Source organism: Pantoea sp. X-Soil-YNGN-775, from assembly GCF_059730575.1.
Genome location: NZ_AP035945.1, coordinates 3975998 through 3989647, shown reverse-complemented (window position 1 = coordinate 3989647; position 13650 = coordinate 3975998). Strand labels below are relative to the sequence as shown.

At 55.8% G+C, this 13650-nt stretch carries 11 protein-coding genes; 3 read left to right on the top strand and 8 right to left on the bottom strand.

All coding sequences use genetic code 11. The annotated features are described in order from the left end of the window. Positions 1–4: 4 nt before the first annotated feature. On the bottom strand, positions 5–1393 hold the full coding sequence (locus AC6I8I_RS18770) for a sugar porter family MFS transporter (protein ID WP_312054237.1): 1389 nt from the start codon (positions 1391–1393) through the stop codon (positions 5–7). Between the two features lie 269 nt (positions 1394–1662). Between AC6I8I_RS18770 and AC6I8I_RS18765 the strand changes: the two genes are divergently transcribed. Further along, on the top strand, positions 1663–2322 hold the full coding sequence (locus AC6I8I_RS18765) for an epoxyqueuosine reductase QueH (RefSeq protein WP_031375263.1): 660 nt from the start codon (positions 1663–1665) through the stop codon (positions 2320–2322). Here AC6I8I_RS18765 and AC6I8I_RS18760 read toward each other — a convergent pair whose 3' ends face one another. Continuing rightward, positions 2323–2820, bottom strand: a complete 498-nt coding sequence (locus AC6I8I_RS18760) for a helix-turn-helix domain-containing protein (protein WP_312054239.1) — start codon at positions 2818–2820, stop codon at positions 2323–2325. It abuts the gene before it with no gap. 374 nt (positions 2821–3194) lie between these two features. On the opposite strand from AC6I8I_RS18760, the gene AC6I8I_RS18755 reads away from it, so the two are divergent. Then, on the top strand, positions 3195–4217 hold the full coding sequence (locus AC6I8I_RS18755) for an alpha/beta fold hydrolase (RefSeq protein ID WP_312054240.1): 1023 nt from the start codon (positions 3195–3197) through the stop codon (positions 4215–4217). 41 nt (positions 4218–4258) lie between these two features. Here the strand turns inward: AC6I8I_RS18755 and AC6I8I_RS18750 are convergent, their stop codons facing one another. The 5 genes from AC6I8I_RS18750 to uxuA all read right to left on the bottom strand — a co-directional run bounded on the left by AC6I8I_RS18750 (position 4259) and on the right by uxuA (position 11579). After that, a complete protein-coding gene (locus tag AC6I8I_RS18750; RefSeq protein WP_312054241.1) occupies positions 4259–5227 on the bottom strand; it encodes a GGDEF domain-containing protein in 969 nt (322 codons plus the stop codon). Between the two features lie 109 nt (positions 5228–5336). Next, entirely contained in the window at positions 5337–6314 is a 978-nt protein-coding gene (hemB, locus tag AC6I8I_RS18745; protein ID WP_312054243.1) for a porphobilinogen synthase, read from the bottom strand. A 126-nt stretch (positions 6315–6440) separates the two neighbouring features. Beyond that, entirely contained in the window at positions 6441–7946 is a 1506-nt protein-coding gene (gene proP / locus AC6I8I_RS18740) for a glycine betaine/L-proline transporter ProP (RefSeq protein WP_031375258.1), read from the bottom strand. A gap of 526 nt (positions 7947–8472) precedes the next feature. Then, positions 8473–10056: an EAL domain-containing protein gene (locus tag AC6I8I_RS18735; RefSeq protein WP_497828181.1), complete on the bottom strand. Its 1584-nt coding sequence runs from the start codon at positions 10054–10056 to the stop codon at positions 8473–8475. Positions 10057–10394: 338 nt separating this feature from the next. Beyond that, on the bottom strand, positions 10395–11579 hold the full coding sequence (uxuA, locus tag AC6I8I_RS18730; protein ID WP_312054245.1) for a mannonate dehydratase: 1185 nt from the start codon (positions 11577–11579) through the stop codon (positions 10395–10397). 138 nt (positions 11580–11717) lie between these two features. On the opposite strand from uxuA, the gene AC6I8I_RS18725 reads away from it, so the two are divergent. Next, complete coding sequence (locus tag AC6I8I_RS18725; RefSeq protein ID WP_312054246.1) at positions 11718–12404, top strand: FadR/GntR family transcriptional regulator; 687 nt, start codon at positions 11718–11720, stop codon at positions 12402–12404. Here AC6I8I_RS18725 and AC6I8I_RS18720 read toward each other — a convergent pair. Next, on the bottom strand, positions 12393–13448 hold the full coding sequence (locus AC6I8I_RS18720) for an AI-2E family transporter (RefSeq protein ID WP_312054248.1): 1056 nt from the start codon (positions 13446–13448) through the stop codon (positions 12393–12395). The two genes, AC6I8I_RS18725 and AC6I8I_RS18720, sit on opposite strands and share 12 nt — an antisense overlap. Between the last annotated feature and the right edge of the window lie 202 nt (positions 13449–13650).

Genomic DNA, 13650 nt, shown 5'->3' with positions numbered 1-13650 from the left:
GCGGTTACGCCCCGATATCACGCAAGGCTTTGCCCTTCATCAGGTTGCGTTCGATATGCTCCAGCGTGACGTGCTTTGTCTCTGGCACCAGCAGCATGGTCAGCACGATAAACAGCAGATTGAGCGCGCCGTAGAACCAAAAGGTATTGGCGTTGCCCAGCTGATCGAGCATGGTCAGGAAAGTGGCACCGACAATCATGTTACCGACCCAGTTGGTGGTGGTCGAGGCGGTAATGCCGAAATCACGCCCTTTCAGCGGCTGGATCTCTGAGCACAGCAGCCAGATTACCGGACCGGCAGCCATCGCGAAACCGACGATAAACATCAGCAGCATGGCAATGGCGAAATATTTGCGGAAGTCAGTCTCCACGCCCAGATGCAGTAACGTCCCGAGCACGCCCATGCCGATCGCCATCACCAGAAAACTGGTGGTGAGCATCGGTTTACGTCCCCAGCGGTCAACCAGGAAAATGGCAATCAGCGTCGCCAGCATGTTGACCAGTCCGACGATAACGGTGCCCCACATCTGCTCGCGGGTGCTGGAGAAGCCGGCGATATTGAAGATTTTCGGCGCGTAATACATCACCACGTTCATGCCGGTGAACTGCTGCATAATCTGCAACAGCATGCCGAGCCACACGGCGCGGCGGAAGTGGCTGTTAGAGCGAAACAGTGACCAGCCGCGTTGCTTCACCTGCAGGCTTTCACGGATCTCTTCCAGCTCCTGGCGGGCCTGTTCGCTGGTGTTGCGCAGCCGATCCAGCACCCGCTGTGCCTCATTAAAGCGGCCATGCGCGGCCAGCCAGCGTGGGCTGTTGGGCAGAAACAGCACGCCGACAAACAGAATCACCGCCGGAATGGCGATAATGCCCAGCATCCCGCGCCAGTTACCGCTATAGCTGAAGGCGGTATCGGACAGGTACGCCACCACAATGCCGGTGGTCAGCATCAGCTGATACATCGAAATCATTGATCCGCGAATACGCTCAGGCGCAATTTCAGCCAGATAGAGCGGGGCGGTGTAAGAGGCGATGCCGACCGCCAGGCCCAGTATCACCCGGGCGCAGACCAGCGATTCGACATCCGGTGAAAACGCCGACCACAGTGAACCGATCACAAACAGCGTGGCTCCGGCCAGCATGCTTTTCTTGCGGCCCAGCTTTGATGACATCCAGCCGGCACCCAGCGCCCCCAGCGCAGCACCAAACATCATGGAGCTGACCACCCACTCCTGCTGATGATTCGTGATCTGCAAATCTTTGGCGAGAAACGGCAGCGCGCCGGCAATCACGCCGATATCCAGGCCAAACAACAGGCCGGACAGCGCGGCCATAAAACAGACGAACCAGGTAAAGCGGTTCTGCCCCTCCCCCGATCTCTTTGCTGCAGCCATGCTTCACTCCTTGCCTTGAGACTTTGTCAATATTGTTAATGTTATGTAAACATAGTCGATGGCAGTGTGTTACCGGTCACAGTTTGCGCATTCGCAGCCTGATTAAACAGCGGAACCGCGCCAGTAGCCCGGCGGCGCGCGGCATGGCGGTCAACGCGCCGACTGATAACAGCGCACAAATACTCAAAAGCGCCGCCTGCCGGGGAATTTTGCAACCGGTGGCGTGCGCGATTACACTGCGTTTTTTCAGCCAATGATTGAAGGTGCTTATGTCTCAGCCTTATCAGCGCCAGCCGCTGCCGTTACCTGGCGGCCACAAAAAAGTCCTTTTGCACTCCTGCTGTGCGCCCTGTTCCGGTGAAGTAATGGAGGCGATGCTGGCATCCGGCATTGACTACACTATCTATTTCTACAACCCAAATATTCATCCGCTTAAAGAATATGAGCTGCGCAAAGAGGAGAATATTCGTTTTGCAGAAAAATTTGGCGTGCCGTTTGTGGATGCTGATTATGACCGTGATGACTGGTTTAAACGGGCGCGCGGCATGGAATGGGAACCGGAGCGCGGCGAGCGCTGTACCATGTGCTTTGATATGCGCTTCGAACGTACTGCGTTATATGCCCATGAAAATGGTTTTCCGGTGATCACCAGTTCGCTGGGTATTTCACGCTGGAAGAATATGCAGCAGATAAATGATTGCGGTGTGCGTGCGGCGGCCCACTATCCCGACCTGCTTTACTGGGAATTTAACTGGCGTAAGGGCGGCGGATCGGCGCGGATGATTGAAATCAGCAAGCGCGAAAGTTTTTATCAGCAGGAATATTGCGGCTGCGTTTATTCACTGCGCGACACCAATCGTCATCGCGTCACGCAGGGCCGTGAGCGAATTCAGATTGGTGTGCAATATTATCAGCCGGACGATATCTGATCACAGGCTGCGGGCTGACTCTGCCGCACCATAGTGATGAGCAGACAGGCTAATGTTCTGGGTGATGCCGCAGCCGCTTTTTTCACGGGTTTCGGGCCGGGCATAGCGGCATAACGCGCAGGGATTGGCGGCTTCAGATAACTGCTGGCGCGCCGCCTCATCCAGATGACGCCGACGGCAGACGCTCGGCGTACAGCCCATCACCTGCTTAAATGAGCGGGTGAAAGATTGCTGGCTTTCAAAATGGTATTTTAGCGCCAGGCTAATAATTGGCGTGCGGCTATTTTTCAAATCATTGACACAGGCAGCCAGCTTGCGCTTGCGAATATAACGCGCCAGTGTTTCATTGTGATAGCGTGCAAATAATTTCTGTAAATACCATTTTGAATACCCGGCCTTCTCCGCAATATCATCAACGCTTAACCGCTGATCGAGATTGTTATCAATCCACTCGGTGACAGAGAAGATCACACTTTCATTATATTTACGCTCATTCATAACATCCCCCTTGTTATCGTCGGCGCAGTTTAAAATAACTTATCTTTTTCTGCCCATTTGTTACGTAAAGATTTATCAGGAAATGAATCGTTATCTCCGCCAGCGCTGTTTTAATAATCATTTGATAATGGGGGTGGTTTGTTTGTAATAATAATGTTGATGAAGTGGGTGAAATTAGTAGAGTGAATAAGCGGAAAGCGTAATTTTAATTAAACGGTTTCGCTTAGCGCAATTTTACCGATAGCGAAGCTAATCAGCGGCAATCGAATCACTGACATCGCACAGCCCATCAATACACTTTTCGGTGCTTCATGCCAGGCTTAAGCCGCACCGTTAACCTTACTTTTAACTTACCTTTAACTGGAGAACTCTGGATGAGCCCGACATACGCGTTGAAGAAACCGCTTGCCGCCTTGCTCACCTCGCTGGCTTTACTCAGCACGGCACCGGCACTCGCCGCCAGCGTTTACGGCGAGCAGCTGGAAGGATTTGATTATCCTTACCCTCTGCAGCATTTCAATTTTTCCTCCCAGCAGCAACCGCTGAGCATGGGCTACATGGATGTGAAACCGGCGCAAAAAGCCAACGGACAAACCGTGGTGCTGATGCACGGTAAAAATTTCTGCGGCGCGACCTGGGAAGAGACGATTCGCGCACTCAGTCAGCAAGGCTATCGCGTGGTAGCGCCCGACCAGATCGGTTTCTGCAGTTCAACCAAACCGGCCCATTATCAGTACAGTTTTCAGCAGCTGGCAGAGAACACTCATCAGCTACTGGCGCAGCTGGGGGTAGAAAAAGCAGTGATCATCGGCCACTCCACCGGCGGGATGCTGGCAACACGCTATGCGCTGATGTATCCGGCCGGGACGCAGAAGCTGGTGCTGGTCAACCCGATCGGGCTGGAAGACTGGAAGGCCAAAGGCGCGCCGTGGCGGTCTGTCGATCAGTGGTATCAGCGCGAACTGAAGCTGAGTGCCGAAGGAATTAAGAAATATGAGCAGCAGACCTACTATGTCGGACGCTGGAAACCGGAGTATGACAAATGGGTCGATATGCTGGCGGGCCTGAACAGCGGGCCTGGACACCAGAAGGTGGCATGGAACTCAGCGCTGATCTACGACATGATTTTCACCCAACCGGTGTTCTATGAATTCAGCGATTTGACGGTGCCCACCACCCTGATGATCGGAACCGCCGACACCACCGCGATTGGCAGCGATATCGCGCCTGCAGCGGTCAAAGCGCGGCTCGGTGATTACACTGTGCTGGGTAAAGAGGTGGCGAAGCGGATTCCGGACGCGCGGTTAATTGAATTCCCGGGAATGGGACATGCGCCACAGATGGAAGAGCCGGCGAAGTTTAATCAGACCCTGCTCGACGACCTGGCGCGACAGTAACCCCCTCAGGCGTAATCGGTCAGGCGCACGGGCGCCTGCCGTTACAGCAGCGCGCGCTTCTGTTTTTTATTGCGGTACATTTGCTCATCGCTGTCATGCAGTAACTGCTCCAGCGATCGCGGATGGGCCGCATCAAACTCCACCACGCCATAGGAGAAGTGCAGATGGTAGCGGCGGTTCAGGCTGACCGACTGCTGGGCTAAGTAGCGGGCAAACTGCTGCAGCAGCGCTTCCGTCTGCTGCTGTTGCAGGCCGTTAAACAGCACCACAAATTCATCGCCGCCTAAGCGGGCGAACAGATCAGAATGTTTAAACACCACTTTCATCGCATCAGCAAAATCCATCAGCGCCCGGTCGCCCTCGCGATGGCCGAGTGAGTCATTGATCTGCTTAAATTTATCCAGGTCGAGAAAGGTCAGACAGGCAGGCCGGTTCTTCATCCGGCACTCGTTCAGCACCATCTCACCCAGCGTCATAAAGCCACGGCGATTGGTAATCTGCGTCAGCTCATCGCAGGTTGCGGCCTGAAACGCCACCAGTTCCGCTTCGGCCATCGCCGCCAGGTCGCGTAGCGTGGCCCGATCTTCCTCGTCGAACTGGCGTGGCTCACGGCCAATGATGCACAGCGTGCCCATTTTCGCGCCGCCCGGTGCCCGCAGCGGGCAGCCGGCATAGAAGCGAATGTGCGGCTCGCCGGTCACCAGCGGATTGTCATAAAAGCGTTCATCGGCGGCGGCATCTTCGACGATCATGATCTCATCCTGCAGGATGGCATGGCCGCAAAATGAGATATTGCGGGGCGATCCGGCGGGCTCAAAACCCTGGGAAGATTTAAACCATTGGTGATCGGCTTCCAGCAGGCTGACTAAGGCAATCGGAACGTCAAACAGGCGGCGCGCCAGACGGGTCAGACGATCGAAACGCTCTTCTGCAGGGGTATTCATAATATTCAACGCACGCAACTGCGATAAACGTTGTGCCTCATCGGCAGCGATCTCGGGTGCTTTCATCGCAGAGCCCTTTATTTTTTGGTGAAGCCAGGTTCTGGTGTGTGCCTTACGGCAAAGAAAAAAGACAGTGATCGAAGCGATTCAATTCACTGTCTTATTGAGGAGGGGATCAGAGCACTTTTTGTTCGGCGAGATCAAGCGCGAAATAACTGAAAATCAGGTCCGCACCGGCACGTTTAATTGCACCCAGGCTTTCCAGCACCACATTGCGTTCATCAATTGCACCGGCCTGCGCGGCAAATTTGATCATGGCGTATTCACCGCTCACCTGATAGGCCGCCAGCGGCAGCTCAGTGCGCTCGCGGATGTCACGCAGGATATCCAGATAGGCACCTGCCGGTTTCACCATCAGCGAATCTGCGCCTTCCGCCGCATCAATCAGTGATTCACGGATCGCTTCACGACGATTCATCGGATTCATCTGGTAGGTCTTACGATCGCCTTTCAGCGCGGTGCCCGCTGCTTCACGGAACGGACCGTAAAACGACGAGGCGAACTTAGTCGAGTAAGACATGATGGCGGTCTGGGTAAAGCCCGCCGCGTCCAGCGCCTGACGAATCGCCTGCACCTGGCCATCCATCGCTGCAGAAGGGGCGATGAAGTCCGCGCCCGCCGCGGCCGCCACTACCGCCTGCTTGCCGAGGTTGATCAGCGTCGCGTCGTTATCCACGCCGTGATCGCACAGCACGCCGCAGTGACCGTGACTGGTGTATTCACAGAAACAGGTATCGGACATGACGATCATTTCCGGCACGGTCTCTTTGCAGATGCGCGACATCCGCGCCACCAGGCCGTTTTCATTCCAGGCATCGCTGCCGGTGGCATCGGTATGGTGTGAAATTCCAAAGGTCATCACCGAGCGGATACCGGCTTTCGCGATGCGTTCAATCTCATAGGCGAGACGTTTTTCCGGAATACGCATCACGCCAGGCATCGCCTGAATCGCTTTGTAATCGTCAACACCCTCTTCAACGAAAATCGGCAGAGCCAGATCGTTCAGGCTGAGGGAAGATTCCTGGAACATTTCGCGCATTGACGCGCTGGCGCGCAATCTTCTTGGGCGCTGGATAAGGGAATAATCAGGCATATTCATTCTTACGCAGGTGAAAAAAGTGACAACAGTTTACTCCCTTTGGCGGGGAGGTATGAAGGTTTGTGTGCGGTAACGGCGCGGGAAAAAACTCTCCCGCCGGGCGGCGGGAGAGGGAGACGATTACTCGTTAATGTCCGGGTGCTGCTGCACCAGGTTTTTACGTTTCGCTTCGAGGCGGGCGATCTCTTCGTCGATATCTTCGATTTTGTGCTCGATGTTATCGTGATGCTCCTGCAGGATTTCGCGCGCTTCTTCCATGTCAGAGGCGGCTGGCGTTGCACCTTTCAGCGGTTTATTGGCGGTCTCTTTCATGAACAGACCGGTAATCAGGCCAATGACCGCAACCACCATCAGATAGTAGGCTGGCATGTAGAGGTTGCTGGTGGTTTCTACCAGCCAGGCGGCCAGAGTCGGGGTCAGACCGGCGATCAATACCGAGATGTTAAACGCACTGGCCAGCGCACTGTAGCGGATGTGGGTCGGGAACATCGCCGGCAGCGACGAGGCCATCACACCGGTAAAGGCGTTGAGGATCACCGCCAGCAGCAGCAGACCGGCAAAAATCAGTCCCAGCACGCCACTGTTGATCATCATAAAGGCTGGAATCGCGAAGATCATCAGGGCGATACTGCCGATGATGACAAACGGACGACGGCCGAAACGGTCACTCATCATGCCGATCATCGGCTGGACAAACAGCATACCGATCATGATGGCGATGATAATCATCACCCCATGATCTTCGCTGTAGTGCAGGTTATGTGACAGGTAGCTCGGCATGTACGTCAGCAACATGTAGTAGGTGACGTTAGTGGCGATCACCAGACCGATACATGAGAGCAGGCTGCGCCAGTGTTTAGTCGCAATCTCTTTAAACGAGACCTTCGGGCCATCCTGCAGGCCTTCGCGGTCGCCCTGTTCCAGTTTGTCCACGTGCTGCTGGAATGCCGGCGTCTCTTCCAGCGCATGGCGCAGGTAAAGACCGATAATCCCCAGCGGCAGCGCCACGAAGAACGGCAGACGCCAGCCCCACTCAAGGAAGCTATCTTCACCAATAATGGAGGAAATCAGCACCACCAGGCCCGCGCCGAGCACGAAACCGGCAATCGAACCAAAGTCGAGCCAGCTTCCCATAAAGCCGCGTTTGCGGTCAGGCGAATATTCAGCCACGAAGATCGAGGCGCCGGTATATTCACCGCCGACCGAGAAGCCCTGCGCCATTTTGGCTAACAGCAGCAAAATCGGTGCCCAGATGCCGATCGAGGCATAGGAGGGTATCAGGCCGATACAGAAGGTACTGACCGACATGATGATGATGGTGATGGAGAGGATTTTCTGACGACCATATTTGTCGCCCAGCATACCGAAGAACAGCCCACCCAGCGGGCGAATCAGGAAGGGAACAGAGAAGGTGGCGAGCGCCGCAATCATCTGAACGCCCGGCGAGACGTCCGGGAAAAACACTTTACCCAGCGCGTAAGCCACAAAGCCATACACACCGAAGTCAAACCACTCCATCGCGTTACCCAGAGAGGCCGCAGTGATGGCTTTACGTAAACGGGCATCATCGATGATAGTCACATCATCGATGCCAATTGGTTTTACACGCTTCCTACGCAATTTCATAGAATTACCCTGTAATGGAACATGAAAGTCCTCAACGGCGCGAACCGAGCGGAATCGTTCAGACCGCGGCGTTGAGGAAATTAAAGCATAGCCGTAAACAGGTGCATTTTATCGGCCAGCCAACGCAATAATTAGTGCCGGGATTATTGCATTAAGCGGCAGAGTATACCGTTTTTAGGTTATATCTGTCATGTTTGGCCTAAAAGTGAGCCGTCGGGCCACTAGTTTACCCTGTTTATCACCCTGAAAAAAATAATCACTCTGCGTGATGAATGACGCTTTTTTCAGCAGAGTTGCCGCCATTTCTGCCGCTTCGGTTAGTTTTCAGGCGATTTACTGCGGGTGAGTGGGGGATGGCGACGGCGTTGAAATATTCAGACACATTTGCCGCAGCAGGCGAGCGGTAGTGAAAAGGCCTGCAACAGCAGCCCGCGTGGAGATTGCTGCGGGCGGATTCAGGCTGGCTAAACGGCAGTCTGGAACGGCGATGTTTCGCGCTGACGGTTAACTGAAATCTACCGGGCCGTTAAACAGCGGCGTCATGCTGCAACGGGCGCTGCCCGTGTTGCTCCAGCCAGGCGATCAGCGCAGCGTTATCCATCGGGCGGGCATAGTAGTAACCCTGAATAAACACCACACCACGCTGTTGCAGATAGCGGAACTGCAGGGCGGTCTCAACCCCTTCGCCCAGCACCTGCAGCTGCAGTTTATGGCTGAGGTTAATAATGGCGTCCAGCACCGGGGTTTCACCGTCCAGCGATTCAATGGCGTTAATAAAGCCGCGATCGATTTTCAGGTAGTCCAGTGCGAAGGTCTGCAGATAGCTCAGTGAGCAATTGCCGGTACCGAAGTCATCAATCGCCACCTTCATGCCGGTCTGCCGCAGCTGTTCCAGCTTACGCGCCACGCCTTCGCCATCTTTAATCAGGCTGCGCTCCGTCAGCTCAAGGGTGATCACAAACTGCTTCTCTTTCACCCGCTCGGCAAAATGCAGCATATCGCTGACAAATTCAGGATGCTGCAGATGATCGGCGGCAACGTTAATCGCCAGATGGAAGTGCGCAGGCACCTGCCAGCCTTGCACATCCTCCGCTATCAGATCGAGCAGATGACGGGTCAGCGGCACAATCATCCCTTCGGCTTCGGCAGCACCGATAAAAATGTCCGGCCGCACGCCAATACCATCGGGCATGGTCCAGCGCAACAGCGCCTCCACGCCACTGCAGCGTTGCAATCGATCGTCATAAACCGGCTGATAGTGCGCCCTGAACTGGCCGCCAGCGATGGCGCGACGGATCTCATCACGCCAGGAGATACGGCGTCGGAGCCAGTTCGAGGTCAGGATCATCAGCAGAATGGAAAAAATGGCCGCCATCGGCAGGAAGATAAACAGCACCTGTCGCCAGGCCGTTATCAGTTCACCTGGCGGCGCGATCACCGTGACGCTCAGCGGATAACGCCGGGAAGCGGCATGGTAAACCAGCGGTTCAAACCAGCCCTGCGCGGTGGTTTGCGCTGCGCCATAAGCGATCGGCGCGCCGCCGCTAAACTGCATGCTCAGCTGATAGCCACGTGCGCTGCCAATCGCCCGCATAAAATCGATCAGATACTGGCCATCAATCACCGCCCAGAAACCTTCTCCGCCCGGCAGTTCACGCACGAACAGCACCGCCGGACGATCCGGCACCGCGTACGTCCCGGCGATCGACAAACTCCACCAGGCTTTGCCGGTCACCGGCACATCGCGCATCATCATTTCTGCTAGCGAGCCAGAATTTAACCCGTAGGCGGAAGAGCAGGCAATCTGATCGTTTTCCAGTTTACCAATGGCCCGGAAATAGGCGTTGAGCGTGCCGAGTCGCTGCAGGGTATCTTCAATCTGGCTGCAGGGCTGATTCTGGAACTGGCGTAGTGAGCTGATCATATCCCAGGCGCTGTCGCTCATTTTCTCGGCCTGAGATAAAAGCGTATTGGCGGCGCTCACCTGCTGCTGGTGGACCGTATGACGTGCATCGAGGGCGGTGAAAAAAATGCCAAGTATTAAGGGCAACACGCCGGATACGATAATAATCAGCCTGGCGTAATCGCGTTTTCGTTGCAATATCGGCACCGCAAAATCCTCTGAGTGTTATAGGCGTTATGAGGAGGTGCTAATCAATCGGCGCAGCATAGCATGTCTCCGGGCGATGCAGGTTAGCGTTTTGGCCATCAACAGAACTGATTAAGGTCAATTATCGTCCAGAGAATGCATTAGTTGACAATGTTTTGCTTTTGCTGGCATTCAGACATGATTTTAAACGTATTCAGACCACAATGGCAGGTCGCCGGGCGGCAACGCCGGTTGCTGAGGCAGGACGGGGCAGGACAAGATGGCGGCAGAACGGGGCGCTCAACGGTGACACCGGCCCCGGCCGGCAGCAGGCCGAACCCAGGGCCAGTCGGGTTAACTCAGTGGTTAAAATAGATCTGTTTCAGGGCCACTTCGACACCACGTAATTCCGCCAGTCCTTTAAGACGTCCAATGGCAGAGTAGCCGGGGTTGGTGCGTTTGTGCAGATCGTCCAGCATCTGATGTCCGTGATCGGGCCGCATCGGGATAGCCCGATGGTTGCCTGCCTGCCGCCGACGCTGCTCTTCAGCCAGAATCACTTTGATTACCCCAACCATATCGACGTCGCCTGCAAGGTGGGCGGCTTCGTGGAAGCTGTTGGGATTGTCCTCACGTTTGGTGGCCCGCAGGTGCACAAAATTGATCCGGTCGGCAAAGGCTTCCGCCATCTCAACCAGCGGATTGTCGGCGCGAACGCCATACGAGCCGGTACAGAAGCAGAAGCCGTTATGCAAACTATCGACCGTCTGTTTCAGCCACTGCATATCTTCCTGAGTCGAGATAATGCGCGGCAGGCCGAGAATCGGGCGCGGCGGATCGTCCGGATGCACCGCCAGTTTGATACCCACCTCTTCCGCCACCGGCACAATGGCGCGCAGGAAGGTAGCCATATGCTCGCGTAACCGGGCTTTATCTATGCCGTCATACTGCGACAGCTGCGCCTGGAACTGCTCCAGAGTGTAACCCTCTTCGGCACCCGGCAAACCGGCAATAATATTGCGCACCAGGGTGTTTTTTTCCTCTTCGCTCATGGCGGCGAACAGCCGGGCGGCGGCCTGCTGCTCGGCGGCGCTGTAATCCTGTTCGGCACCCGGCCGTTGCAGCAGATGCAGTTCAAAGGCGGCAAAGGCGTCGGCGTCAAAACGCAGCGCTTTCGCCCCGTCCGGCAGCGTCCAGGCGAGATCGGTGCGGGTCCAGTCCAGTACCGGCATGAAGTTGTAGCAGACGGTATCAATGCCACAGGCGGCCAGGTTGCGTATCGACTGCTGATAATTAGCAATATAGCGAAGGTAGTCGCCGCGCTGGGTCTTGATCGATTCATGCACCGGGATGCTCTCGACCACCGACCAGACCAGCTCCTTTTCCGCCAGCAGCGCCTGGCGGGCTTTAATCTCCTCGACCGGCCAGATTTCGCCGTTAGGAATATGGTGCAGCGCGGTTACGATGCCGGTTGCGCCAGCCTGACGGGCATCATCCAGCGAGACCGGATCGTTCGGGCCGTACCATCGCCATGTATGTTCCATATTTACTCCTCAACTGTGATGTGGCCCAGTGGTCAGGCCGCTGGACCAAGAGTATGATAGTCAGCAAAATGAGGCCGTGATCCGGATCGCAGCATGACAAACTGCACCCGCGGCTCAGCCAGATAACAGGAGAGGGTGATGGCGCTGCCAGTGGTAAAAACCGAACGTCTCTATCGTCAAATTGCCAACGCCATTATGGCGGGCATTGAACGCGGCGAGTTTGTCGCCGGTGGGATGCTGCCGCCGGAGCGTGAGCTGGCGAAGCAGCTGGGGGTCAGCCGCTCTTCAGTGCGTGAAGCGTTGATTGCGCTGGAGATGACCGGCTGGGTCGATATCCGCACCGGCACCGGCGTCTATGTCTCCCAGCCGTTGCCTGAGGCGGCGGCCACGCCGCAGGAGAGCGAAGCCTGTAGCCTGCAGGACCTGTTGCAGGCCAGAGAAGCGTTTGAAGGAATGCTGGCGGGATTTGCCGCGCGCAACGGCACTACGGCGCAGCGCGCCGCCCTGTTAGTGCTGACGGCGGAACTGCAACAGCATGCTGAAAATGATGCTGCCTTTCTGGAGCAGGATAAGCGCTTTCATCTGCTGATTGGTGAGATGAGCGGCAACGACCTGCTGCGTGAGCTGCTGGAACAGTTATGGAACAAGCGCCACAGCCCGCATGTGCAGCGGCTGGAGCGCCATTTTGCCGATAACAGTTTTGCCCTTGAGATGAACGCCGATCATCAGCAGATCGCTAACGCTATTGTGGCCGGTGACGAAATAGCGGCCCGTCAGGCGATGGAGAATCATCTGCGCCACGTTCAGCAGCGGCTACTTGGTTAAGCCGCGCGCCCGTTTCGGTCGTCCGGTACCCAGCATAATCGCCAGCCGGCTGCCGCCCGGCGTGGTCTCCATCAGGATTTTGGTAATGCTGGTGAGCGGCACCGACAGCAGCATACCGACCGGACCGAGCAGCCAGCCCCAGAACACCAACGACAGAAACACCACCAGGGTGGATAAACCCAGTCCCCGGCCCATCAGGCGCGGCTCCAGCATATTGCCAAACACCATATGGATGGCGGTAAACAGCGCCGCTACCATCGCCGCATCAAACAGGCTGTTGAGTAATAACGCCTGTAGAAAGGGCGGAATGCCGGCAATGATCGGGCCGATATTGGGAATGAAGTTGAGGATAAACGCCACCACACCCCACAGCAGCGCAAATTTCACATCCAGCAGATAGAGGCTGAGCCACACCGCCAGACCGGTTATCACACTCACCAGCGTCTTCAGCGCCAGATAGTGCGTTACCCCTTTCAGCGCTTTGTGCAGTCCGGCGATACGGATCTTGGGGTTAACCAGCGCGTTACGCATTTTGTAGGGCAGGTGATGCACTTCAAACAGCATAAACACCACGGTCAGGATCAGCAGCACCGTATTGGTCATCGCGCCCGAAAAGCCGCTCAGCGCCACCGTTGCCAGGTTCATCATGGTGTTCGGGTCGAAGCGCTGAATTAACACATCGGTCGAGATGTTGAGGTGAAAGCCGGCCGCCAGATGCTGCAGCACCGTCATTTTCTGCTCCATGGTGGCGCGCAGCTGCGGATAGAGATCGGAGAACTCACTCATTGAGCTGGCCAGTACCGCGCCAAGCAGCAGGATGACGAAGAAGATCACCGTGATAACCAGCGTAATCGCCAGCCCACGGCGAAAACCGCGCCGCATCAGCATGGTGACCAGCGGGTTAAGCACAATAGCAAAAAAGGCCGCCAGCAACAGTGGCACCAGAATATCGGACGCGGCGCGCACGCCGGCGAGGATAATCACCAGCATCGCCAGTTTGATCAAAATATTTTGTCCGATTTTTTCCCGTTGCAGCTCGCTCATTCCCTCTCCCGTCACACAAATTGGCTGAGGAAAGTGTAGCTGAAGTAAAATTAACAAGCTGATTTATCAGAGAAACGGTAAAAACAGCCGCCGGATTTGAGTCCATCATAATCTCTGGTACGCCAGCCGATAAAAACCCGATCGCCCTGACCCGACATTGGCAGCGTTAGCGTGGATGACAAAAATGACAACCACCGATCGC